The sequence below is a fragment of the Providencia sp. PROV261 genome, from assembly GCF_028477945.1.
Lineage (GTDB): Bacteria > Pseudomonadota > Gammaproteobacteria > Enterobacterales > Enterobacteriaceae > Providencia > Providencia stuartii.
Window position 1 is genome coordinate 69,849 of record NZ_JAMPMC010000017.1, and the last position, 26,526, is coordinate 96,374.

At 42.7% G+C, this 26,526-nt stretch carries 19 protein-coding genes and 1 tRNA gene; 12 read left to right on the forward strand and 8 right to left on the reverse strand.

Going from position 1 to position 26,526, the window contains the following annotated elements; genetic code table 11:
- Positions 1-669 precede the first annotated feature (669 nt).
- From PR675_RS12020 to glyQ, 4 genes are all read right to left on the reverse strand, one after another.
- On the reverse strand, positions 670-2,250 hold the full coding sequence (locus tag PR675_RS12020) for a ShlB/FhaC/HecB family hemolysin secretion/activation protein (RefSeq protein WP_060561269.1): 1,581 nt from the start codon (positions 2,248-2,250) through the stop codon (positions 670-672).
- 281 nt (positions 2,251-2,531) lie between these two features.
- Positions 2,532-2,608, reverse strand: a tRNA-Pro gene (locus PR675_RS12025).
- A gap of 212 nt (positions 2,609-2,820) precedes the next feature.
- A complete protein-coding gene (glyS, locus tag PR675_RS12030; RefSeq protein WP_060561270.1) occupies positions 2,821-4,890 on the reverse strand; it encodes a glycine--tRNA ligase subunit beta in 2,070 nt (689 codons plus the stop codon).
- A gap of 9 nt (positions 4,891-4,899) precedes the next feature.
- Positions 4,900-5,808, reverse strand: a complete 909-nt coding sequence (gene glyQ, locus PR675_RS12035) for a glycine--tRNA ligase subunit alpha (RefSeq protein WP_004923728.1) — start codon at positions 5,806-5,808, stop codon at positions 4,900-4,902.
- A gap of 193 nt (positions 5,809-6,001) precedes the next feature.
- Here glyQ and PR675_RS12040 point away from each other — a divergent pair, with 193 nt between their 5' ends.
- Both PR675_RS12040 and PR675_RS12045 read left to right on the forward strand, forming a co-directional pair.
- On the forward strand, positions 6,002-6,565 hold the full coding sequence (locus PR675_RS12040) for a DNA-3-methyladenine glycosylase I (protein ID WP_004923725.1): 564 nt from the start codon (positions 6,002-6,004) through the stop codon (positions 6,563-6,565).
- 206 nt (positions 6,566-6,771) lie between these two features.
- Positions 6,772-8,028, forward strand: a complete 1,257-nt coding sequence (locus PR675_RS12045) for a valine--pyruvate transaminase (RefSeq protein ID WP_004923720.1) — start codon at positions 6,772-6,774, stop codon at positions 8,026-8,028.
- A 282-nt stretch (positions 8,029-8,310) separates the two neighbouring features.
- On the opposite strand, the gene PR675_RS12050 is transcribed toward PR675_RS12045, so the two are convergent.
- On the reverse strand, positions 8,311-9,969 hold the full coding sequence (locus tag PR675_RS12050; RefSeq protein ID WP_004923717.1) for a putative transporter: 1,659 nt from the start codon (positions 9,967-9,969) through the stop codon (positions 8,311-8,313).
- A gap of 347 nt (positions 9,970-10,316) precedes the next feature.
- Here PR675_RS12050 and PR675_RS12055 point away from each other — a divergent pair, with 347 nt between their 5' ends.
- Entirely contained in the window at positions 10,317-10,676 is a 360-nt protein-coding gene (locus PR675_RS12055; RefSeq protein WP_004923714.1) for a YceK/YidQ family lipoprotein, read from the forward strand.
- Between the two features lie 263 nt (positions 10,677-10,939).
- On the opposite strand, the gene PR675_RS12060 is transcribed toward PR675_RS12055, so the two are convergent.
- Complete coding sequence (locus PR675_RS12060) at positions 10,940-12,268, reverse strand: DUF3748 domain-containing protein (RefSeq protein ID WP_060561271.1); 1,329 nt, start codon at positions 12,266-12,268, stop codon at positions 10,940-10,942.
- Positions 12,269-12,394: 126 nt separating this feature from the next.
- Between PR675_RS12060 and PR675_RS12065 the strand changes: the two genes are divergently transcribed.
- Positions 12,395-13,009 carry a trimeric intracellular cation channel family protein gene (locus PR675_RS12065; RefSeq protein ID WP_004923710.1) on the forward strand — a complete coding sequence of 205 codons (615 nt, stop codon included), beginning with the start codon at positions 12,395-12,397 and terminating at the stop codon, positions 13,007-13,009.
- A gap of 20 nt (positions 13,010-13,029) precedes the next feature.
- On the opposite strand, the gene ligB is transcribed toward PR675_RS12065, so the two are convergent.
- Entirely contained in the window at positions 13,030-14,742 is a 1,713-nt protein-coding gene (gene ligB, locus PR675_RS12070) for an NAD-dependent DNA ligase LigB (RefSeq protein WP_060561272.1), read from the reverse strand.
- A 412-nt stretch (positions 14,743-15,154) separates the two neighbouring features.
- Between ligB and gmk the strand changes: the two genes are divergently transcribed.
- The 6 genes from gmk (at position 15,155) to PR675_RS12100 (ending at position 21,680) form a co-directional block, all read left to right on the forward strand.
- Complete coding sequence (gene gmk, locus PR675_RS12075) at positions 15,155-15,778, forward strand: guanylate kinase (RefSeq protein WP_004923701.1); 624 nt, start codon at positions 15,155-15,157, stop codon at positions 15,776-15,778.
- 57 nt (positions 15,779-15,835) lie between these two features.
- A complete protein-coding gene (gene rpoZ / locus PR675_RS12080) occupies positions 15,836-16,111 on the forward strand; it encodes a DNA-directed RNA polymerase subunit omega (protein ID WP_004262665.1) in 276 nt (91 codons plus the stop codon).
- Positions 16,112-16,130: 19 nt separating this feature from the next.
- Entirely contained in the window at positions 16,131-18,248 is a 2,118-nt protein-coding gene (spoT, locus tag PR675_RS12085; protein WP_004923698.1) for a bifunctional GTP diphosphokinase/guanosine-3',5'-bis pyrophosphate 3'-pyrophosphohydrolase, read from the forward strand.
- Positions 18,249-18,250: 2 nt separating this feature from the next.
- Entirely contained in the window at positions 18,251-18,964 is a 714-nt protein-coding gene (gene trmH / locus PR675_RS12090; RefSeq protein ID WP_040132696.1) for a tRNA (guanosine(18)-2'-O)-methyltransferase TrmH, read from the forward strand.
- 10 nt (positions 18,965-18,974) lie between these two features.
- Positions 18,975-21,056, forward strand: coding sequence for an ATP-dependent DNA helicase RecG (gene recG, locus PR675_RS12095; RefSeq protein ID WP_040132695.1), 2,082 nt, complete (start codon positions 18,975-18,977; stop codon positions 21,054-21,056).
- Between the two features lie 75 nt (positions 21,057-21,131).
- The gene (locus PR675_RS12100; RefSeq protein WP_060561273.1) at positions 21,132-21,680 is read left to right on the forward strand and encodes an NADPH-dependent FMN reductase; all 549 of its coding nucleotides are present in this window, start codon (positions 21,132-21,134) and stop codon (positions 21,678-21,680) included.
- Between the two features lie 88 nt (positions 21,681-21,768).
- Here PR675_RS12100 and gltS read toward each other — a convergent pair whose 3' ends face one another.
- Positions 21,769-22,983, reverse strand: coding sequence for a sodium/glutamate symporter (gene gltS / locus PR675_RS12105; RefSeq protein ID WP_004923688.1), 1,215 nt, complete (start codon positions 22,981-22,983; stop codon positions 21,769-21,771).
- Positions 22,984-23,218: 235 nt separating this feature from the next.
- Between gltS and PR675_RS12110 the strand changes: the two genes are divergently transcribed.
- Positions 23,219-24,601 carry a uracil-xanthine permease family protein gene (locus tag PR675_RS12110; protein ID WP_004923685.1) on the forward strand — a complete coding sequence of 461 codons (1,383 nt, stop codon included), beginning with the start codon at positions 23,219-23,221 and terminating at the stop codon, positions 24,599-24,601.
- A gap of 114 nt (positions 24,602-24,715) precedes the next feature.
- Positions 24,716-26,485, forward strand: coding sequence for a hypothetical protein (locus tag PR675_RS12115; protein ID WP_014656998.1), 1,770 nt, complete (start codon positions 24,716-24,718; stop codon positions 26,483-26,485).
- The last annotated feature ends 41 nt before the right edge of the window (positions 26,486-26,526 follow it).

Sequence of the window (26,526 nt, forward strand, 5' to 3'; positions counted from 1 at the left end):
TAAGAGTGTTCTTAGGTCTTTGTATGGTTATTTAAGTCATATAGCAGACATAATAACCATAAAAATACTACAGGATAGTGTTTTATCTCTGGGTGATTTATTTTTATATTTGTGATTAAGTGCTGAATTACTGAACGAAAATAGTGCAACACCTAAGAGAGTGCGGCATAAAGTTCTGGTGTGTTTAAAACAAATAATTACTTTAGGTTGTTATTATTTTGCTTGTTTTTTATTCATATAAAAAAGTACGGTTCATTAAATTTTAACAATTTATTGATTAGTTAATAACTTCAATAATCGCACGATCTACTTGATTTCATTCTCTCTACGGACCTTCACTATATGACTCTGCTCTCATTCAATGACTCGCCTTTTCCAAAATAAATAATTTACTTTAATATCAGCCCATTATAATTATTCACGCCGGAATATCGCTAATCTCATCCCCTTTACTCGCTATATTAATTGCTTTATAAGTATTCCAATGCCTGCACAACAATGCTCAGAGATACCTAAATAGCCGTTATTTGGGAGCTTTATGAGTACAATATAACGGTTTCCTTGAACTCGCTGCTGTGTAACCCTACTTCAACCAGACTTCTGCTTACCTATTTATGTTTGGGCATAAACCATATTCATAGCCAATGAAACTGCGACCAAATAAACTGGCTAATAATCAATACTCACTTTCGCCCCAACATTCACCGCGTTCGTTGCTAATTTCGCCGACTGCCAAAGAGGAGCCTCGATAAAGAGTTGGTAGTTCAAGCGATCAATCTGCCCTCTCACACCAATTTCTGTACCGAATAGCCTGTTTTCTCGCCAAATATGTGCGCTTTGCGAAGATGTCGAGGCGAAATCCAATGCACCATATAGCTCATAACCCCGCCATGGGGTAAACCACCCCCACTCATTTTTAAGTTTCAACGTGTTATCTCCCAAATTCTCCGTTAATACGCTATTTGAGAACCCCCTAATCCCAAATTTCCCAGTAGGACTATTTAGCTCAAGCTGCGGATCTAGTGGCGAGCGACTTAATTGCATTTCAAGCTCATGTCGGTGATACATCGATTGGTTGGCTAAATAAAATTGCCGTTGAAAATCTACCGAAAATAGATATATGCCGGCTCGCTCTAACCCTGTCACTTGGCGCCTTGTGGAACCGAACCAATCCGTATCTTGTTTATAACTCAATGAAAATGTCACATTACCTTGTGCAAAATGACGCTGATGTTTTACCCCAAGTAAGAGATAACTTGTAAAGCGTTGTTGGGTTTTCAAACGATATCGCTCTAAAAAGAGATCTAATGTTTGAATTTGAGTCCCCATACTTATCGACGTTGAGTGATATAAGGCTCGATGAAGAACATACTCAGCTTGTAGCGACAGTAATCGGCTTCTCACATCATTTCTAACTTTAATGCTATCAATTAATTGGAAGTTTTGATGAATGCTGTTCTCTTGATAGCCCGCATATAAACTCAATAACCAATAATGGTAAGGAACTGAATACAAAATGGAGACCGATTTCAATTTCTTTTCAGGCTCTTTTCCAATATCACTATCTAAATTTAGAAAAAAGAAATCATTCAGTGCTAATGGATTAGCTAACATAATCAGATTGCTGACAACATGGGTAGGAAATTGCGGTGATTGTTTCGACGCTAAAAGTAGTTTTCCTTTAAAAGCTCTTGCTGCATTACGTTGGATCACTAAACGGTTCATATTGTTCTGTTCGTGATCGGAAACAATATGAATTTGATGTGGGATCAACTGGGTATTGCGTAAATTAGCCAGACCTTGATTTATAGCGTGGATATCTACGACTTGCCCTTTGCGTAATGGAAAAGCGTACGCTAATGATTGGCTAGCACTATCTTGATACTCAATACTGCCGAGCTTCCCCGCGACTAATTCAACCTGCAACACACCAAATAACAAAGTTTGCTCTGGGTAGTGAATAGACGATGTGATATATCCTACCTCAGCCAACTGTGCGTTAAGAAAGTCTGCATAGCGCAATAGCCCTTCCTCACTAACACATCTCCCTTCAACGCCCTGTTTCCATTTACTGATATCACTCGAGGTAATTAACGGAAATAGTGCCAATGTTGAGAAATGAACTTGGTGAATCGCAATACAGGGCGTTGATGGTGATTTCACCGCAAAATCAAGCTGCCTATTGGCATAACAAGGCAGATAGTTGAACAGTAAAAATAACAAAATAAACAGTGTTGGTGCTGTTTTCATTAACAGGTTCCTTGTTATGAAAAATCCATTGATAGGTAATAAACAACTCGCGACTACATCATGCTTTTCATTACACTCAAGAAAACAACGTTAATGAACATAACAACAGATTATGACGAGAAAGGACAACAAAGTTACTCTGAAAGCGCATGTTGGTAAGTTAGACAAAAACCATGCCACCAGAATCAGTATTTGGATGATGAGAAAAATTACTGTGTGAAATGTTTGCTGATGTTTAAATGCAAAAAACCCCACCTCATATGAGGTGGGGTTCTGGAATCTGGTCGGCGAGAGAGGATTCGAACCTCCGACCCACTGGTCCCAAACCAGTTGCGCTACCAAGCTGCGCTACTCGCCGAAAACGGTGTGAATCATACTGTTGAGCGCCCTTCCCGTCAACCCATTTTTCACTAAATTTGTTTGTATGCTGATAAAACCATCAACTTGATAGGGTTTTTTAACTAATCGCCCCTATAAGACAACATTAAGCCCTTGCAAGATCTTATCCTGCAAGGGCTTATAAAGATTAATAAATGATATTTTTAGTCAATACCATCACTTGTTCACGATTTATTGTAGCAATGAGATATCTGCAACTTTCAAGAACAAATCACGTAATTGGCTAAGCAGAGTTAGACGGTTAATACGTACCGCTTCATCTTCATCCATAACCATAACATCAGCAAAAAATGCATCCACAACTTCACGTAAAGAAGCCAACTCAACTAAGGCATCTTGATAATTACGCTCAGCAAACATTGGCTCTAGTTTTTCTTGTAATACAACAAGGTGTGTAGCCAACTTCACTTCTTGTGGCGCTTTTAGCACAGATGCGAGAACTTTATCAGCCAGTTTCTCATTAGATTTACTCAAGATGTTCGAAACACGCTTATTGGCTGCCGCTAAAGCTTCTGCATCTTCCAATGTACGGAAGTGAGTCACAGCCTTCACACGTGCATCAAAATCGGCTGGTGACGTTGGACGGCGCGTTAACACCGCTTGAATCGTATCAATACTATAGCCAAGCTCTTGATACCAAGAACGGAAGCGGCCAAGCATAAATTCAACAACATCATTCACTACATTTTTGTTAGTGAGTTTATCACCGTAAAGGCGGACGGCTTCTTCTGTCATTTCAACGAGATCAAGCTGATAGCCTTTTTCAACAATAATGCGTAACACGCCTAATGCAGCTCGACGCAGTGCAAATGGGTCTTTATCACCTTTCGGATGCTGACCGATGCCGAAAATACCGGCTAAGGTGTCCATTTTCTCGGCTAAGGCAAGTGCCGCTGAAACATCAGTAGATGGCAACGCATCCCCTGCAAAACGAGGTTGATACTGCTCTTTCAGTGCTAATGCAACATCTTCTGATTCACCGTCATGGCGTGCGTAGTGCATCCCCATCACGCCTTGAGTGTCTGTAAATTCAAACACCATATTGGTCATCAGGTCACATTTTGCCAACAAACCCGCGCGAGTCGCATGATTAACATCTGCACCAATCTTCGCTGCAACCCAACCTGATAAGGCTTCTAAACGGTCAGTCTTATCACGCAATGTGCCAAGCTGTTGTTGAAACAGAACGGTTTCCAAACGTGGTAAATTATCTTCAAGACGTTGTTTACGGTCAGTTTTAAAGAAAAACTCCGCATCCGCCAAACGAGGACGTACCACTTTTTCATTACCGGAGATAATTTGTTGTGGGTCTGAAGATTCAATATTCGCCACAAAAATGAAATTTGGCATCAGGTTGCCAGCATTGTCATAAACAGGGAAATATTTCTGATCCCCTTTCATGGTATAAACCAATGCTTCCGCAGGTACTTCTAAGAACTTCTCTTCAAATTTTGCAGTTAATACGACAGGCCATTCAACTAATGAAGCAACTTCTTCTAGTAAGCTGTCGGTTAAATCCGCTTTCCCACCAAGGGCGAGCGCGGCTTTTTCAGCATCAGCTTTGATGACGGCTTTACGTTCTTCATAGTCAGCAATGACTTTGCCGCGTTCACGTAAGATCGCCGGATATTGGTCTGCATGATCAATCGTAAACTCTGATTCACCCATAAAACGGTGACCACGGATTGTACGACCGCTCTTAATGCCTAGCACTTCACCGTCAACAACATCGCTACCCAATAATAAGGTTACGGTGTGGACAGGGCGCACAAAATGCGTCTCTTTATCGCCCCAACGCATGAGTTTTGGAATGGGTAACTTAGCCAGAGAACGGCTTACCATATCGACCAACAATTCACTAACTGCTACGCCTTTTACTTGAGCGCGATAAAGTAACCATTCACCTTTATCCGTTTTTAAACGCTCGGCTTGGTCAACGGAAATACCGCAACCACGAGCCCACCCTTCAGCAGCTTTGGTTGGTTGACCGTCAGCGCCAAAAGCAGCAGAAATCGCAGGGCCGCGTTTTTCAACTTCACGGTCAGGTGATGAGTCTGCAAGAGCAGCGACTTTTAAGGCCAAACGGCGAGGTGCTGCAAACCAGCTAACTTCACCGTGTGCAATATCCGCGCTATCCAATTCAGCCGTAAAGTTTGCCGCAAATGATTCAGCTAATGAACGAAGAGCCTTCGGCGGTAACTCTTCTGTGCCGATTTCCACTAGGAAAGTCTGTTGAGTCATGACAGCCTCTTAATTCTTGTGACACATAGGGAATCCGAGCGCCTCACGGGAAGCATAATAAGCTTCGGCAACCCCTTTAGTTAGGGTACGGATACGTAGAATATAACGCTGGCGTTCTGTCACTGAGATTGCTTTACGAGCATCCAGTAAGTTAAATGTATGAGCCGCTTTCAAAATGCGCTCATAAGCCGGTAGCGGCAGTGGTGTTTCTAGTGACAGTAAATATTGAGCTTCTTTCTCATACTCTTCAAAGCATTTGAAAAGAAAATCGACATTAGCATATTCAAAGTTATAGGTTGACTGCTCAACTTCATTTTGATGATAAATATCACCATAGGTCGTTTTACCGAGTGGGCCATCGCACCAAACAAGGTCATAAACGCTATCAACACCTTGAATATACATAGCAAGGCGTTCAAGACCGTAGGTAATTTCACCCGTTACAGGCTTGCATTCCAGCCCGCCAACTTGTTGGAAGTAAGTAAACTGAGTGACTTCCATACCATTTAGCCACACTTCCCAGCCTAGACCCCAAGCGCCTAGTGTTGGGTTTTCCCAGTTATCCTCAACAAAACGGATATCATGAACGGTGGGATCAATTCCCAATTCCTTCAATGAACCGAGGTAAAGTTCTTGAATATTGTCAGGTGATGGCTTAATGATCACTTGAAACTGATAGTAATGTTGAAGGCGGTTTGGGTTTTCACCGTAACGGCCATCAGTAGGACGACGAGAAGGCTGAACATAAGCCGCCGCAATTGGCTCAGGCCCTAACGCACGCAAGCACGTCATTGGATGAGATGTTCCTGCGCCGACTTCCATGTCCAGTGGTTGAACAATGGTGCAGCCTTGGCGCGCCCAGTAATCCTGCAATGTCAGGATAAGACCTTGGAAGGTTTTGGTATCAAACTTTTGCATGTTAGATCCGCACGCGATACATATGATTTAATGAAAGTACGTCAGTATACCCTTTGACCGCCAGATATACAGCATTGAATCTACGTCTATTTGCCCTATAAATAAAAAAACTTTATTTTGTCTCTTTTAAACTGGACATTTATACAGTATAAATAAGGCATATAAGCTTTTGCCCCCCTTGAAAGGAGACAAAATGAATTCATCGCCAATTCGTTGCCATTGGGTAAATCAAGACCCAGAATATATTGCCTACCATGATAATGAATGGGGGAAGCCAACAAAGGATAACCAACAGCTATTTGAGATGATCTGCTTAGAAGGTCAACAAGCTGGGCTTTCTTGGTACACCATTTTAAAAAAACGCCAAGATTATCGCATACTGTTCCATCAGTTTGATCCTGCAAAAATTGCCATGATGAGTGAACAAGATGTTGACAGCTTAATGCAGGATCCTCGTATCATTCGGAACCGCGCTAAAATTAACGCGATTATTGCTAATGCAAAGGCTTATTTAAAAATGGCTGAAAACGGCGAGGATTTCTCAACATTTTTATGGCAATTTGTGGGTGGCAAACCTATCGTCAACCAGTGGCAGTCTCACACTCAAGTTCCCACAGAGACAGAGCTTTCAAAACGTTTATCCAAAGCACTTAAAAAACGTGGATTTAAGTTTATTGGTTCCATTACTTGTTATGCTTTTATGCAAGCGACAGGCATGATTAATGACCATTTAAAAGATTGTTGCCAATATAAATAAATCAGAATGAATCGGCATCACCCCCATTATCAAAAGCAACATTCACCATATTTTAACCAATTTTCACAAATATCAGCCCAGAAGTTAATAAAAAAGCAGTATTTTGTATCAATGCTATATTGATTGAAGCTGTTGAACTCTCTTGTCGAGCAGAGTATGTTTTTAAATTCCATTAACAACCTACTTAACATATGTGAATAAATGAGATGATATTTTCTAAATTCGGTAATAAATTCGCACAAAATTCAGGTATATCAACATTAATGAAAGACTTGAATGATGGCTTGAGAACTCCCGGTGCAATTATGCTGGGTGGTGGGAACCCTGCTCATATCCCTGAGATGGATGCCTATTTCCAAACACTATTAGCAGAAATGTGCGCCAACGGTAAATTAACGGATACTTTGTGTAACTATGACGGTCCACAAGGTAAAGATGCCATGTTGAAAGCGCTAGCAGCAACCCTAAAAGCAAAACTAGGCTGGAATATTAGCGCCAAAAATATTGCCCTATCCAATGGCAGCCAAAGCGCGTTTTTCTACCTATTTAACTTGCTTGCTGGTCGTTTTGAAGATGGCATCACTCGTAAGGTTCTATTCCCACTAGCCCCCGAATATGTTGGCTATGCCGATTCAGGGCTAGATGACGATCTATTTGTGGCAAATAAGCCACAAATTGAATATTTACCGAATGGTCAATTTAAATATCACGTTGATTTTAATACATTAGAAGTAACTGATGATATTGGTGTTATCTGTGTTTCACGCCCAACAAACCCTACCGGTAACGTGATAACCGATGAGGAAGTGGAGCACCTTGATAAACTGGCAAAGCAACACAACATTCCATTACTCATTGATAACGCTTATGGAGTTCCTTTCCCTGGCATTATTTTTAGTGAAGCGACGCCATTTTGGAATGAGAATGTCATTCTGTGTATGAGCTTGTCTAAGCTAGGGTTACCCGGTACTCGTTGCGGTATTATCATCGCGAATGAAGAGATCATTGAAGCGGTGAGTAACATGAACGGCATTATTAGCCTTGCACCGGGTAGTGTTGGCCCTGCATTAGCGTTGGAAATGTTGCAGCGGGATGATCTGATTTCTTTATCAAAAAATGTTATTGGCCCCTTCTATAAACAACGTGTAGAAGAGGTTATCCGCATTATCCGTCGTTATATTCCTGAAGATAAATGTCTGATCCATAAGCCTGAAGGTGCTATTTTCTTATGGTTATGGTTCAAAGATTTGCCGATTACTAGCTTAGAACTCTATCAACGACTAAAAAAACGCGGTGTTTTAATGGTTCCGGGGCATTACTTTTTCCCTGGTCTAGAAGAAAACTGGCCACATGCACATCAATGTATGCGTATGAATTATGTGCCAGAGCCAGAAAAAATCGAGAAAGGTATTGCTATTCTTGCTGAAGAATTAGAATTGGCTTATCAAACTGTCGAATGTTAGATGTTCCTGTCGTTAGCTTGTTGTCATCCTTGTATATCAAGGATGACTGGTTAACTAACACGGTTAATAGATACCTGATACCCTAAAAATAAAAAAAAAGCCCTTTTATGAATTAAAAGGGCTAAAAATTAGCGAGAACTCCGTAATCAAATATTACATTACGAATATCATTCAACTGTATTAAACCATCTTTTTAGATTATTCATCGTTTGAATAAACACCATTTTTACCTCTATATATCTAAATACCCTTCTCGCCCATCATCACTTTTAGCAACTATCGTCACAATGTCCAAAATAAAATCGCCAATAGCTGCGGTGAAATAATGCGTAAAAACATCGCTAAAGGATAGACGGTTGCATAAGAGAGAGCCGGTGCCCCACTGGTTGAATGAATATTGTTAGCAAATGCCAGTGCTGGTGGATCTGTCATTGAACCTGCCAGCACACCACACAGGCTGAGGTAATTCATCTTGCCGAAGATCCGAGCGATAAGACCAGTAATAAATAACGGAACAAAGGTGATTAATAAACCGTAGCCGATCCAAGTTAGCCCATCACCTTTAACTAAGGTATCAATAAAACCACCGCCTGAATTTAAACCGACCACAGCAAGGAACATCACAATACCGAGCTCCCGTAATGCAAGGTTAGCACTAGGCGGCATAAACCAATATAAACGCCCTATGGTGCCTATACGCCCTAAAATCAGTGCGATGACCAATGGTCCACCTGCCAGCCCAAGTTTTAATGCTGCGGGGAAACCCGGAATAAAAAGAGGTATCGACCCCAACACAACACCAAGACCTATACCAATAAACACAGGTAGCATTTGTACTTGCTGTAGTTTTTGTTTGGCGTTGCCAAGCAATGCGCTAACGGCTTCAATAGACTCAGGCCTTCCCACAATATTGAGAATATCACCGAATTGCAGTACTGAATTATTATTCGCCACAAGCTCAATCCCTGCTCGATTTAGTCGAGTGACCACCACGTCATATTTCTGTTTTAAGTTCAGATCACGTAGACGTTTACTCAATACTGAATCATTTGTTACTACTACACGAACAGAGTGAAGTATTGAGCCAGATGTCGATAATGATGCATCCACCTCCTCACCAAGAATTAAACGGACTTTATTAAGGTCTTCTTTTTGCCCAACCACATGCAGTAAATCGCCTAATTGAATTTCCGTTGTAGGCTGAGGCACCATAAGCATTTCGCCTCTTTTCAATCTTGAGCAAACAATATCCTCACTTCCTAATAAAGGAATATCTTGCATCATCAAGCCATCTAAGTTGGTATTGCGAACCGCAATATTCATCGTTTGCAATGTTTCTCGCTGATGCACATTCTGGCTGCTAAAAGCTGCGGCTTCTTTATCAACACTGATCCTAAAAATGATACGGATCAACCACATTACTAGCAAAATACCACATATGCCCATCGGATAAGCCATGGCATATCCCATTCCCATTTGCCCAACCAGCGCAGGGTCCGAGCCTAAGTCAGTGAGTATTTGCTGGCCTGCACCTAAAGAAGGCGTATTCGTGACCGCACCAGAAAAAATCCCCAAAATAATTGGTAACGGAATATTGGCTAATTTGTAGATAACCGCGGTTACTACAGCACCTAATACAACAACTAATAAAGCAAAGCCATTTAGTTTTAATCCAGAAACACGCAATGATGAGAAGAAACCTGGCCCCACTTGAATACCGATAGTATAAACAAACAGGATCAAGCCAAATTCCTGAATAAAATGCAGCATGTGACCATTGAGTTGTAAACCATAGCTTTGTGCGAAATGGCCGACAATAATACCGCCAAATAATACCCCGCCGATCCCAAGGCCAACATTACGGATTTTCCAATTACCTATCCATAAGCCAAGTGCAGCAGCTAACGCCAACAAACTCACAGTAAGAGCTAATTCACTCATAGACCGTTATCCTTTTGACGAAAAGTCACTTACAAAGCGTAACGTGAAAGACGATAAAACGTACAACTGAATCGATTATGTCAAATAAAAACAAAGTAATATGTGCATTAGTCCACAGTTCGTCATTTATGAAAAAGAGATTAGCTCACCGATTGATGCCAATACATATACGTATTAAACATTCAATGATATTGGTTAATATTGGTAACAAAATAGATCATTTGTTTAGACAGTTATCAATTTTTATAATACAAATTCAACAATTCATATTATGCTGTGATTGTGAATTTTTGATTTTTAGCTATTATTGTCACAGGGAAAGATAATAAATTTAAAACATAGGTTAAATGGACTATATGGCTGGACTATTGCTAAAAAGAATATTGATATGTTTTACACCATTAATACTTTCAGGCTGTTCAAGCATTATGACTCATGCAGGGCCTTCTGACGGTTATTACCCCGGCTCTAAAAACAGTATCGAAATGATTAAAGATAAAGATACTGGCTGGGTTATGCGCCCGCTATTAGCGATTGATTTACCCTTTACCGCGGTAATGGACACATTGCTTATTCCCTTAGATTATGTGAAATCTGATAGTAACTCTGAAGAGAGTTCACCTAAAAAGCGTATTGAAGCACTCGATAAACAAGCTAATACCCAAATAAATAACCACCCAGACTCTTTAGAGAGCAATCTAGAATAGCGTATTTGTTACAAGTAACATATTCAGTTAATGAGTATTAATTTTATAATTAATTACTCTTTGTTTTACTCTTTATTTGCATACTTTTTTCAATGTTATTCTAATTAACACGATTTAATAATGATTAAATCACCGAATAAATTACTAAGATATAATTAATTAACACTATAAACACTAGCTAATTAATTATATTTCGAGTATTGAGAAGAGGCACTTTCACCTCTTCTCTCTTACTTTATCTAGGTGGTTACCTAGCATGCGATTTAGCATCCTAAGCCTGTTTCTACAATATGAATTTGCCTATACCCCTTTGTGTCATCACGCATAAAAGCAATCAAACGGTCATCAGGTGAAAACACAACGGCGTCCGCAACGGGAGCGGTTGCACTTCGCACCGTCAATCTTTCTAATTCACCTGAAATCACATTGCAACGCATCACGCTGTTATCACAAATAAAGGCAATATGCTTGCCCTGACTATCCCAACTAAAGGCAGATTGGATAGATGAGGAACTCTGTGTAATTTGCTTAAGGCTTCCTGTCGATGTACTGGCTAACCATAACTGAACAACGCCATTATCATCCTTCATTAAACAGGCAATAAAACGGCCATCAGGCGATGAACGTAACCAGTGCCTTGGTTGTTTCGCCAGCCCTGGATATTGCCGCTCATGGGTAAATGTCAACCTACGTTGTTGAATATTTTTAGGGGGAAAAGGTAGCCGAGAATCCGTGCCTTGCAGCGGGAAATCACCTTGTTGCATAAAGGCATTCTCATCCTCGGGCAGGTCAACGATGAAGATTTCAGGAATAATTTCACCATCAAGCGAGTGAGTATCACCAATAAACGCGATTGCCCTGCTTTGCCACTGCCCATTATCTGATAAATACCCTTTTTGCCCAATCCAACCTTCTTCGTAGGCTCGGCTGATTTGATGACTGCCAAGAATCGGCTCTGGGGTTGTGTGGGAAATAACACAGCAGAAATATTCCCCGCTATACTCACGTTGATGACCTTTCGGCTCCACATTGACTGCTTTGATAGGAACAGCGATAGCAACATTACGTTGATCTAACCGAATATCTCTTTCATGCATAACATGGTCGTTATAAGTAAAACTTAACCACTTACCATCGGGACTAAAGACATGAACATGTGTTCCTCCTCTTAATGCTCCTGCAAGATAAGGTGGAGTAATACACATGGCATCAATTGAATGCGCTTCTCCTAATTTATCATCTCTAACGTATACGCCTCTGCGATGATGAAAATCGTATTGCCACTGCTCATCAGGAAATTCAGGGCCATGAATAAAGGCATAACGAGGTGGCTCTTCAGCACTTACCGTCACAACACCCACATGCGCACCATGATTAGCGCGATAGATTTCACATGGCATCTGACGCTCAATATGAATTTTTTCTATGGTCAACCCAGTAAATGAACTCGGACTAGGGCGAACATCATAAGCTATCCATTGGCTATCCGCTGTCCAAACATTAATATTTGTAAGTTGATGACTTCGCTTATCGTGCGTTATTTGAGTTTCTTTATAAGGTAATTTGCCGTTCAATCTGTTATCCTTTGACATCTCTTAATATGGGCTATCGGATTACTTTAACTAATCTATTTTGTAAGGCACTAGAAAATCTCAGTCGAGAATTTCTATAAGTAATATTACCCTTTAGCAATCACTTTAGTGTCGAATAGAATCATTATGTTATTAAGTGTTCTTTATATTATTGGTATTACCGCTGAGGCCATGACAGGCGCCCTCGCAGCCGGTCGCCGTAAAATGGATGTTTTCGGCGTTATTATTATTGCCTCAGCGACCGCCATTGGCGGAGGCTCTGTGCGCGATGTCTTACTTGGGCACTATCCATTAGGTTGGGTTCAAAACCCCGAATATATCTTGACAGTCGCCGGTGCCGCTATCGTTACTATTTGGATCGCACCAATGATGAAACATTTACGTCGTTTGTTTCTAATTTTAGATGCGATAGGCCTTATTGTATTCTCAATTCTAGGTGCCCAAATAGCCCTTGATATGAATTATAGCCCAGTGATTGCCGCGATTGCTGCTGTAATTACCGGAGTATTTGGCGGTGTCCTTCGTGACATGCTATGTAACACCATCCCCCTCGTTTTCCAAAAAGAAGTTTATGCTGGCGTCTCATTTGCTGCTGCATGGCTGTATATTGGGCTTTTATATACCCCACTACCACAAGACATCGTCGTTATTATTACCCTCGTCGCGGGACTAAGCGCACGGCTCATCGCCATACGTTATCGCTTAGGGTTACCCATTTTTAACTACGAAAGCCAAGATTAACAATTTAGGCCATCAAGCGGTTAGATTGATGGCCCGTTTCTTATCTCATCAATAACCTGAAATATCTCTTTGATATCCGGTGTTGAAAGCCATTGATTAAGCTTTGTTTTTTGTATGATAGACAAACCTAACCCCTCTAAAAAAAGCGTATTATTTAATAGGCTTAATTCTGTAATTAATGATAAATGTTTATCTTTTAAAGGGATCCCTAAGCCTTTTAGCCAATTCATGAGTGGTTGCTGCCCCACCAGCCTAAATTGCTCAATGATTTTCTTGGTTTTTTTAGTATTGGGTAGACTGGTTTGCCAACTTGGAGATAACCATGTTGTCAGCTTATTCAGATGGTAATGTTCTGCCCATTCACGCCAAGTAGCTTCACTAATTCCTTTTATCTTCAATTGCTTGCCTAGCCAATTTAAACGAGCAACAAACTGCTGCTCACACTGAGGAGTCATTACAAAACAGCTTAAAGCGTGAAACTGCTTAAACTGAGATAAGTCAGGGTAGGTGCGTTGTTGAAGGCGCCAAATTACCGATTCAAGTTTTGGAATACCATGCCCCGCTAGTGCCACTTGAATAGTATCACCAACCAGCAGATCCTTTTTCTGCCATGATTTCAATGAGCCTAAATAGAGCCGACTCACCTTTTTACTATCTAGTTCAACAGGTTCAATTTCCGCCACCACACTCACAGCCCCCGTTCTCCCCACGCGAAAATGGAGGTCAGTCACTTTTGAGGCGATTCGAGCATAAGGATGCTTCCAAGCTACAGACCAACTGTTGTGATTCACTTGCCATGCCGCTACCCGTGGCGTTGGAAATGACTTAAGTACAATACCGTCTGTCGCAAAAGGCATCGGCTGTTGATAGTAATAGGACTGCCATTTTTTCACTTGTGCCATAGTCGTGACTTTATGGCTATATTGCTGAGTAAGTGGAAACCCTAAATTTGCCAGTTGCCGCCATTGCTCTTCGGCTTTCCCCACTCCCTCTGGCCATGCCCAAATAAAGACATCAATATTGGCCTCAGGGGTTACAGGCTTACTTTTGCGCATTAACCACCCTGCAACTTGATTTCTGGCATTAACCCCACCACTGGCTTGTTGCCTATGATCTTTTAGCCGCCAAAATAGCTCTCCTTGTAATATAAGCTGTGGTTGTGATGTCGGTAGTTGCTTGGGGATAGCTGGAATAAAATCCGCTTTATCACGCCATTCAAGCCCCTCAATACCATTTCCACGACTGATCATTGAAACCAATTTCCCTTGCTGATAAACCAACGAAATGGCAACGCCATCAACCTTCGGTTGTAGCCAGACCTCCTCCCGTGTATCTATCCATTTTCCAATATCCACTTCATTTAATTTTTTTAAGCCCGTATGCACAATAGGATGCTTGGCTGTGCGCGAATGAGGTGGCAAATGGATAGGCGGTAATTGCCCAGACAAATTTTGGCACTTTTGCCATTGTTGCCATGTATTCAGCAGTTGATCATATGTTTCATCTGTTACGGGGCTATTCCCCGATAAACGGTATAGACGGTTCCATTGCTGCAACTGCTCGCCCAATTTCTGGCTCTCTTTTTTTAACTCATCCTGACTCAATGTTGAGCATTGGTGGGGATAAAAAAGCCGTGTTGCGTCGGCTGACACATAGCTACAGTAAAAACTCAGTACCACAAAGACGTATTGAGCAGCCCGCCCTCTTTTTTCCTGAACAAATCCCTTTTGCATAAGCTGTCCTTATTCCTTTAGTTATCCCTTCAGATTGCACATCGATCCTGACGCGATAATCCAAAACTATCAGCTTAATTTCGATACTTCTGCAAAACATTTCGCAAAAAGAGTGTACTTTGCATCAATAAAAAAATATTTTCTGGAACGGCTTCGCAATTCATCTATTTCTTAAATAAATTGCGCTGTATACTCTAGATAATTTGAGATGCAATAAGAAATGAATCGCTATCAGCGCACTGCCGTTTGCCGTTCGCGTTAATGAATATCATCAAGAATATGGCAGCTTAAAGAGAAACAAGCATGCTTCATGCTTGATTGATAACGCTGCATGTTGGTGTAAGTCCGTGTATACTATGTGGGGTTTATCATTATCATTTATGTTTAACCCTCGATTATTCAAGAAACCATCATGATACAAGGCACATTATATATTGTTTCTGCGCCAAGCGGTGCAGGTAAGTCCAGCCTGATCCAGGCGTTGTTGAAAACACAACCGTTGTATGACACTCAAGTTTCAGTCTCTCATACAACAAGAGCTGCACGCCCCGGTGAAGTTCATGGTGAGCACTATTTCTTTGTATCTGAAACTGAATTTTTGGCAATGGTCGAAAATAATGAGTTCTTAGAGCATGCCTGTGTCTTTGGCAACTACTATGGTACTTCACGGCCGATCATTGAAGAAGTCCTCAAAAGTGGGGTTGATGTTTTTCTCGATATTGACTGGCAAGGTGCGCAACAGATTCGTGCCGCCATGCCAGAAGCACGTAGTATCTTTATACTACCGCCATCAAAAGATGAGCTTTATCGCCGTTTGCGAGGTCGTGGCCAAGACAGCGATGAGGTCATTGAGAAACGCATGTCACAAGCTGTTGGCGAAATTGAACATTACAATGAGTACGACTATCTCATTGTAAATGATGATTTCAATACCGCATTGAGCGATTTGCAATCGATTATTCGCAGCGAACGCTTAAGATTGGAGCGCCAAGTCCAGCGACATGATGCTTTAATCAGCAAATTACTGGCAGACTGAGCATAGTTTCAGTATCATATCAGGTCATTTTTTTATTTCTTTTGGAGTAGCACATTTATGGCACGCGTAACGGTTCAAGACGCTGTAGAAAAAATTGGTAACCGCTTTGACCTTGTACTGGTCGCGGCTCGTCGAGCTCGTCAGTTGCAAACTGGCGGTAAAGATCCTTTAGTTCCTGAAGAAAACGATAAATATACAGTTATCGCACTACGTGAAGTAGAAGAAGGTTTAATTAACGGTCACATACTGGATGTACGTGAACGTCAAGAACAGCAGGAGCAAGAAGCGGCTGAAATGCAAGCAGTTTCTGCTATCGCTGAAGGTCGTCGCTAATTACTAAGGTGGGTCTGCCTTGTATCTGTTTGAGAGCCTAAATCAAGTAATTCAGAAGTATCTTCCCGAAGAACAGATTGAATTACTGAAAAAAGCCTATGTTGTCGCACGGGATGCCCATGAAGGACAAACCCGTTCAAGTGGTGAGCCTTATATTACTCATCCCGTTGCTGTGGCCTGTATTCTTGCCCAAATGCGTTTGGATCATGAAACATTAATGGCAGCGCTACTTCATGATGTCATTGAAGATACTCCAGCGACATTTCAGGATATAGAAGAGCTATTTGGCACCATAGTTGCGGGGCTTGTTGAAGGTGTGTCTAAATTAGATAAACTCAACTTCCGCGACAAAAAAGAAGCTCAAGCAGAAAACTTCCGCAAAATGATCATGGCGATGGTTAAAGACATTCGCGTCATTTTGATAAAACTGGCAGACCGCACTCATAACATGCGCACGCTTGGGTCGCTTAGGCCTGATAAGCGTCGGCGCATTGCAAGAGAAACGCTGGAAATCTACAGCCCTCTTGCGCACCGGTTAGGTATTCACCACATCAAAACTGAGCTAGAAGAGCTGGGCTTTGAGGCGTTATATCCAAACCGTTATCGCGTTATTAAAGAAGTGGTCAAAGCCGCCCGTGGCAACCGTAAAGAGATGATCCAAAAAATCCTCTCTGAAATTGATGGCCGCCTTACTGAAGCGGGTATTCCCTGCCTAGTCAGTGGCCGAGAAAAACATCTTTACTCTATTTATCGTAAAATGCACCTTAAAGAGCAGCGTTTCCATTCCATTATGGATATTTATGCGTTTAGGGTGATCGTAAAAGATGTTGATACCTGCTACCGCGTCCTCGGGCAGATGCATAACCTCTACAAACCACGCCCCGGTCGTATTAAAGACTATATTGCCATCCCCAAAGCCAATGGTTACCAATCACTGCACACGTCATTAATCGGCCCACATGGTGTTCCCGTTGAAGTGCAAATTCGCACTGAAGACATGGATCAAATGGCTGAAATGGGGGTTGCAGCCCATTGGGCATATAAAGAGCAAGGCGAACAAGGCACTACCGCTCAAGTTCGTGCTCAACGCTGGATGCAAAGTTTACTTGAACTACAACAAAGTGCGGGAAGCTCTTTTGAATTTATCGAGAGTGTTAAGTCTGACCTCTTTCCTGATGAAATTTATGTGTTCACACCGGAAGGCCGTATTGTTGAGTTACCGACAGGCGCAACTCCGGTCGATTTCGCCTATGCCGTCCACACGGATATCGGTCATGCTTGCGTAGGTGCTCGGGTTGATCGCCAACCTTACCCACTTTCTCAGGCACTCACCAGTGGTCAAACGGTTGAAATTATCACTGCCCCTGGTGCAAGGCCGAATGCAGCTTGGCTCAATTTTGTTGTCAGCTCAAAAGCGCGCGCGAAAATCCGCCAATTATTAAAGAACCTTAAACGAGAAGATTCCATCAATTTGGGCCGTCGCCTATTGAATCATGCGCTCGGGGCGGGCTGTAAACTCAACGATGTGCCACAAGCGAATATCGATCTTGAATTAGCACGCATGAAGCTCAATTCAATTGATGACTTACTTGCTGAAATTGGTTTGGGTAATGCGATGAGCGTTGTTGTGGCGCGTAATTTGCAAAGTAATCCACAGACTGCACCTGAAGATGAGCCTGTCGTGACGACACGCAATAAGCTCTCCATAAAAGGGGCTGATGGCGTTCTTATTACCTTTGCGAAATGTTGTCGCCCTATCCCAGGCGACCCCATTGTGGCTCATATCAGCCCCGGTAAAGGGCTTGTTATTCACCACGAGTCTTGCCGTAACATCCGTGGCTATCAAAAAGAGCCTGACAAATTTATGGCTGTAGAGTGGGATAATGATACCGATACCGATTTTATTGCTGAAATCAAAGTCGATATGATTAACCATCAAGGGGCCCTTGCCAATTTAACAGCTGCCATTAATGATGCTAACTCAAGCATTCAGAGCATGAATACCGAAGAAAAAGATGGCCGAGTCTATTGTGCCTTTATCCGCCTAACGACGAAAAATCGCGTTCAATTAGCCAACGTGATGCGTAAGATCCGGATCATGCCTGATGTGTTACGTGTTAGCCGGAACCGTAATTAACGATGAATGAACGCCGCTATCGCCGCATTTGCCAAATGATGGCGATGCGGCAACCCGATCTCACCATATGCCTTGAAGAAGTTCACAAACCCCACAACGTTTCAGCGATCGTACGTAGTGCAGATGCCGTTGGTATCCATACCATTCATGCTATTTGGCCTGACCAACAAGTCAAACTCTCTGTCTCTTCTGCTGCGGGCAGTAACAGTTGGGTCAATGTGATTTCACACCCATCAACAGAGGCTGCTATTAGCCAATTAAAATCACAAAACATGCAAGTGCTTGTCACCCATTTGTCTGAACAAGCCGTCGATTTTCGTGAAATTGATTATACTCAGCCGACCTGTATTATGGTGGGACAAGAGAAAAAAGGGATATCAGCAAAGGCGCTTGAGCTTGCTGATAAGCACATTATCATTCCAATGGTAGGGATGGTGCAGTCTCTGAATGTCTCTGTGGCTTCCGCCTTGATCCTCTATGAAGCACAACGCCAACGGCAGCTTGCGGGAATGTATTCTCGAGAAACCAGCCTTCTTTCTGAGCAAGAGCAGCAGCAGTGGCTATTTGAAGGTGGCTATCCCGTCCTTGCAGAGGTTGCCAAACGTAAAGGCCTACCTCGCCCCTATATTAATGCACAAGGGCAAATAGAGGCTGAAGAGTCTTGGTGGGCACAGATGCAGTTAACCGAAAAAATGAAAAAACGACAGTTAGGTTAAGGAAGAAATAATGAACAGTGGGCTGCTTGATACCATTTCACTGACGACTCTACACGGCGTAGGGGCTAGCCAATCGGAAAAATTAAGCAAGATAGGCCTAAATACCGTTCAAGATTTATTGCTGCATCTTCCACTTCGTTATGAAGATCATACTCGCCTTTACCAAATCCGCGATCTTTTACCGGGCACAACCGCGACTATCGTTGGTGAAGTGCTCCAAACAAAAGTGGTGTTTGGTCGTAAGCGAATGATGACCTGCTTAATTACCGATGGTACAGGGAATTTAACATTACGTTTTTTCAATTTTTCTGCTGCCATGAAAAATAGCTTAGCAGAAGGCCGCCATGTTATTGCATATGGTGAAGTCCGTCGTGGCAATACTGGGCCTGAAATTATTCATCCTGAATATAAAGTGTCCCAAGATACCTCAAATATCTCACTGCAAGAAAACCTAACGCCCGTTTACCCTACAACCGAAGGGGTAAGACAAGCAACATTGAGAAAGTTAATTGAACAGGCTTTGAAGCTGTTAGAAGGGGGGCAGATCAAAGAGTTGCTACCGGAAGAGCTTAGTCGTGGCTTAATCAGCCTCCCAGACGCGATCCGCCTTTTGCATACTCCCCCCCCTGATGTGGCATTAAGTGAGCTTGAGAAAGGGCAGCACCCGGCTCAAAAACGTTTGATATTAGAAGAATTGCTCGCACACCATTTAAGCATGTTAGCCATTCGAGCCGGTCACCAACGCCTCTATGCTCAACCAATGGTGATCACAGGTCAATTAAAGAGCCAATTTTTGGCAAGCCTACCGTTTACCCCAACCCATGCACAAACACGGGTTGTCGGCGAGATAGAGCAAGATCTGATTAAAGATGCACCGATGATGCGCTTAATTCAAGGTGATGTTGGCTCAGGAAAAACTCTGGTCGCGGCTCTCGCTGCATTATCTGCCATTGAAAATGGCAAACAAGTGGCTTTAATGGCTCCCACCGAGATTTTGGCTGAGCAACATGCCAATAACTTCAAATTATGGTTTGAGCCTTTAGGCATCAATGTGGGCTGGCTTGCAGGGAAACAAAAAGGTAAAGCGCGCGAGCAGCAACAAGAGGCTATCGCCAAGGGTGAAGTGAGTATGGTTGTTGGTACACATGCCCTGTTCCAAGAGCATGTGACGTTTAAAGCTCTTGGACTGGTCATTATTGACGAGCAGCACCGATTCGGTGTTCACCAGCGCCTCGCTCTACGTGAAAAAGGTGAACAACAAGGTTTTCATCCTCACCAACTTATCATGACCGCAACGCCTATCCCTCGCACACTGGCGATGACCGCTTATGCCGATATGGATACCTCTATCATTGATGAGCTGCCTCCTGGACGAACTCCGGTAACGACAGTCGCCATTCCAGATACACGGCGTAAAGATATTATTGAACGTGTCAGGCAAGCTTGTATTGATGAAGGGCGCCAAGCCTATTGGGTATGTACTTTAATTGATGACTCCGATGTATTAGAAGCACAAGCGGCACAAGCGACGAGTGATGAATTAGCATTAGCGCTACCTGAATTGAAAGTGGGATTAGTACATGGACGCATGAAACCGGCTGAAAAGCAAAGCATTATGGCGGCATTTAAAAATAATGAGATTCAGCTACTGGTTGCAACTACCGTTATCGAAGTGGGTGTTGATGTTCCAAATGCGAGCTTAATGATCATTGATAACCCTGAACGGCTTGGCCTAGCCCAATTGCACCAATTAAGAGGACGTGTTGGTCGCGGCGCAGTCGCTTCCCACTGTGTGCTTCTCTATAAAACACCGTTGACCCATACGGCAAAACAGCGGTTACAAGTACTGCGTGATAGCAATGATGGTTTTGTTATTGCTCAAAAAGATCTGGAAATTAGAGGCCCCGGGGAGTTATTAGGTACTCGGCAAACGGGGAATGTCGATTTTAAAGTCGCCGATTTGTTACGTGACCAATATATGCTGCCTGAAGTACAACGTATCGCGCGCCATATTCAGCAGAACTATCCTGAAAATGCCAAATTAATTATTGAAAGATGGCTACCTGAACGCGAGCAATACAGCCAAGCTTAATTCAATCATAACTCGATAAATACCTTAATATTTATTGTAAAAATTAAAAGTCATAGCAACAAGGGATAGTGGAACATGAAGATACAAATCTTAATTGGTAGTGTTCGACAAGCACGAATAGGACCTCAGATAGCACGCTGGGTTAAGGATGTTGCCGAGAAAAAATACCCTACTGAAATCCTTGATCTCAGAGATTGGCATTTACCAATGGATGATGAGCCCTATCTCCCCGCCGAAGGAATATATACCCAAGAGCATACCATTGCTTGGAGCAAAAAAATCGCTGAAGCCGATGCTTATATTTTTGTTTTCCCACAATATAACTGGGGCTATCCCGCTGCACTAAAAAATGCGATAGACCATTTGTATAAAGAGTGGAACAACAAACCTGCCTTAATGGTCAGTTATGCCAATCGAGGTGGAGGAAAAGCTGCGGAGCAGTTGCAACAAGTTTTGCAAGGCATTCATATGCGTACTACAGAATCTCATTTAGAAATTAAACTCTCTGAAGTTAATTTCTCACCTTCCAACAGTGATGCCTCTTACCCTGAAACACTTTACCACTATGAAAATGCGCTAATTTCAGCGCTAAATCAGCTGAGCCTGTTGCACACATCACGCTAATTGCATCATTTTGTACCCTATAAACGAAAATTGCCGTGAATAAATTCACGGCAATACCTGCTATTTACCTTTATATATTTTTTATCTGTTATCCAGCCACTGATGGGAATACGGGTAACATTAGATATAGTTTGATCACAATCGCGTTAACGATATCAATAAAGAATGCGCCAACCATTGGAACAACTAAGAATGCAAGGTGTGATGGACCAAATTTGTCCGTGACCGCTTGCATGTTCGCGATTGCTGTTGGCGTTGCACCTAGGCCGAAACCACAGTGCCCTGCCGCCAATATCGCCGCATCATAGTTTTTACCCATCACGCGGAAGGTAACGAAAATAGCATAACCCGCCATCACACAGGCTTGGACTGCCAAAATAATCAGCATAGGAATCGCTAAAGATGCCAGTTCCCACAACTTCAGGCTCATCAGAGCCATCGCAAGGAATAGGGAAAGGCTAACGTTACCAACAACAGAAACCGCGCGGTCAAACACGCGATAAAAGCCCGCTAAAGATAGGCTATTACTTAAGATAACCCCAACAAATAACACACAAACGAATTTAGGAAGTGCAAAGGCAGTATCTGCCAGTAAGCCAGCAATAAAACTCCCCGCCATCAAACAAATCGCAATTAATGCAATAGTTTCAATCAACACCATAGAGGTGATCATTCGGCCTGATTGCGGCTTCTCAAATGCTGTTGGTACATCTTTATCATCTTCAGCAGTGCCTGGCGTTGGAATATTACGGATTAAGAAACGTGCAACTGGCCCACCAATGAGCCCGCCAAGCACAAGACCGAATGTTGCACATGCCATAGCAACTTCAGTCGCACTCTGGAAACCATAGCTATCTGTAAAGATTTTACCCCAAGCAGCCCCTGTACCATGACCACCAGATAAAGTGATAGAGCCAGCAAGCAGCCCCATTAGCGGGTCAAGGCCAAGTAATTCGGCTAAGGCAATACCAACCGTATTTTGTACTAATAGTAAACCTACAACGACAAAAATGAAAATAAACAGTGCTCTACCACCAGCTTTCAAGCTGGCTAAGTTTGCGTTTAAACCAATCGTGGCAAAGAATGCCAACATCATAGGTTCTTGTAATGAAAGGTCGAAAGACAAGCTCCAATCAAATACTTGCTTGATCACCAATAAGCTAAAAGCGACCAGCAACCCGCCTGCAACAGGCTCCGGGATAGTATATTTTTCGAGGAAAGGAACTGATTTTACAAGCTTACGTCCGAGCAATAGCACAAGGGTAGCAGCCACAAGCGTACCGTAGACATCGAGATGATACATTTATGTACCTCGTCTGTTGTTAATATTATTTAAAACTAGTAAGACGTTAATTTCTTCCTTAAAACGCCAAAAGCAGGTTCCTGAATTAGAAAAAAAATCGGAGATAAACACAAGTTAAAACATATAAAAATGTGACATTCCTTATCTAACTATAAAGAAATATTTTTCGCGCAAACGATTGCTTTTTTACGTGGTCGCTTTACAATGCGTTTTTTGTTGGCAGAGAAATACCAAAATGACCACCGAAGCATCTCAAAGACAGGCCGTTGAAGTCGAGCCAAAAAGTGAACTCATTTACCGTTTAGAAGATAGGCCACCACTCCCTCAGGCGTTGTTTGCTGCGGGTCAGCACCTTCTCGCCATGTTTGTGGCCGTCATTACCCCCGCAATGCTTATTTGCCAGTCATTAGGGCTACCCGCCCATGATACACAGCGCATTATCAGTATGTCACTGTTTGCTTCGGGTATTGCTTCCTTAATTCAGATCCGTGCTTGGGGGCCTGTTGGCTCCGGGCTATTATCTATCCAAGGCACCAGTTTTAACTTTGTTGCACCTTTAATTATGGGGGGTGTTGCACTCAAACAAGGTGGCGCTGATATCCCCTCAATGATGGCGGCACTGTTTGGCACACTGTTGGTCGCAGCACTCACTGAAGTTGTTTTATCGCGTTTTCTGCATTTAGCACGTCGAGTGATTACCCCATTAGTATCTGGCGTGGTAGTCATGATCATTGGGCTGTCACTGATCCAAGTCGGTCTGACTTCTATTGGTGGCGGGCACAGCGCAATAACTGATAATACCTTTGGCTCCCCCGATTATTTGCTACTGGCAGGTATTGTGTTGGCTGTCATTATTTTACTCAATCGCCAAAAAAACCCTTACTTACGCGTCGCCTCTTTGGTGATAGCTATGGCAATCGGCTATCTTGCGGCTTGGTGGATGGATATGCTTCCCACAACTCAAGACACCGATAGCACACAATCCGTGATCACCATACCTGAACCTTTCTATTATGGATTATCCTTTGATTGGAACTTGCTGATCCCACTCATGCTCATTTTTATGGTGACCTCTTTAGAGACAATTGGCGATATCACCGCGACCTCCGATGTCTCCGAGCAACCTGTGCGCGGCCCCATTTATATGAAGCGAATTAAAGGCGGAGTGTTAGCAAATGGTTTGAACTCCATGGTATCTGCTGTATTTAACACCTTCCCTAACTCCTGCTTTGGCCAAAATAATGGCGTGATCCAGCTTACTGGCGTGGCAAGCCGCTACGTGGGTTATATCGTTGCTTTAATGTTGATCCTATTAGGGGTATTTCCTGCTGTCGCCGGCTTTGTTCAACAAATTCCTGAGCCTGTTTTAGGCGGTGCCACCATTGTGATGTTTGGTACGATTGCAGCTTCTGGTGTGCGTATTGTTTCCCGTGAACCCCTCAACCGCCGTGCAATTATGATTATCGCCTTATCGCTTGCGGTCGGTATGGGGGTTTCACAACAGCCACTTATTTTACAATTTGCCCCTGATTGGCTGAAAACACTCTTTTCATCCGGTATTGCCGCAGGGGGTTTAACCGCAATTGTTCTGAATTTAATTTTCCCTCACGAAAAGTAACCTGTCATTTACCGCCAGAGTTGAATACACTGGCGGTTATTCTGTATTCTATCTTGATAATTTATCCATCAGCGCATTTACCCATCAGTCCAATTATGGAGGGGCAGATAAACCATGAGGTGGTTAACCAAGCTCATCATAGCGCTTCTGCTACTGTTCTTACTCGCCGTGATATTCACCTATGCAGGGTTGCAAACACGCTGGGGTGCATCCTACGCTAGCCATTTTTTAAGTAAATTCACCGATTTTGATATTGATGTTGGTATCATGGGGCATGAGTTTTCGAATGCGGGTGAATTTGTTTTCCAAGACGTAAAAATCGCTTCGCGTAATCAAGACATGACACTGGATGCGAAACAAATTGTTGTCGATGTTAATTGGCGGAATCTGTTTAGCGGTACCGCAATTCGTCGCTTCGTGATCACGCAAGGTAATTTAGCGGCGACGACCTCAGAAACGTCAACGCCAATTCCATTGAGTGCAAATATCCTCCAGTTTGAAAATAGCAATATCCAGCTAAACCAAGCAGAAAATCGCCTTCAAGTTTCTGGGTTCACAGGTGGCATCACACCATGGCAGCCAACCACAAACCATCCGTTTGGTTATGGTGATTTCCGCTTCACCACTAAACAGTTAGATATCAATGAATTGCCCTTAAAAAATGTTGCAATCACAGGGAAGCTTCAAGAGAATCTCACTGAATTTACCGATGCCAGCGGCTATCTTAATAATGGCTACATCACAGGCTCAGGAAAAGCATTAGCAGACGGTTCTATCACCATTAATTCTTTAGCGATGGATAAAGTTGGCTGGCAAAATAGCATTCCCTTTGACTCATTGCGTGAAGCAATCGAGAGCCAACGCACTATCTCATTAAAAAATGTTGCGCTAACTAATGTTGATCTCCAAGGTAAAGACTGGGCAATCTCAGGGCTTAATACTGAAATTGACCATATCAACTGGGTGAGAGGAAGTTGGAGCAGTCCTGAGAGCCATATTAACTTTACTGTTAATCAATTGGTTATCAAGGATCAACAGGTCGATACACTGATTGGTGATCTCAATATTCAGGGCGATAACCTCAACATTGAAAAGCTTTCAGGTTATTACTATAAAGGGGTATTTAGCCTTAATGGTGTGTGGCAACGTAACGACCAAACCCTTACCCTCAATGACGCAAAACTAGCCGGTATTTTATACACTCTGCCTGAAAATTGGCTGCAATTTTTCAGTCAACCTTCTCCTAATTGGCTATCAGGGCTGACTATCAAACAATTTACCCTATCTCAATCATTGCTTATGAATATCGACTCTCGTTTCCCATTCGAATTGACTGCGCTCAGTGGCAACGTAGAAAATGTGAGTCTTATTAAGCAAAAACAGTGGGGAATTTGGAGTGGTAAAGCCTCATTCAATGCAGATAGCGGAACGGTTAATCAAGTTATGATACGCCGGCCTTATATGGATTTACGCCAAAGTGGGCAAGCCTCTGCTGCGGCTTCATTAACTGCCAGCACTGATAAAGGAGTTGTGAAGGTAGGTCTATTGGTGAAGCAGTCACCTAAAAAAGTGCCATTTTTACTGCGAGCTTCAGGTACGAATGTCGACCTTTCCGTCCTAAATCAATGGGGCTGGCAAGGCTTTCCACCTCAAGTCATTGGCGATTTTGATACATCACTACAAGGGGATTTATTAGCGCCATCCTTAGCAAAAAGCGTAAATGGTGAATTAGTCGCTACTCCACTGCAAGGGAAGCAAATGTATCGGACTGTGGTGAACGGTGTTGTTACCTCTTCTGTTGAGAGTGATGCGCCCCCTACCGAGTCACAACCTGTTGGCTCTCTACCAACGAACGATCAGCTCCCAGCGCTACTTACGCAATAATAGAAAGGCAGGCCAATCATCTCATTGGCCTGCCTCTCAAT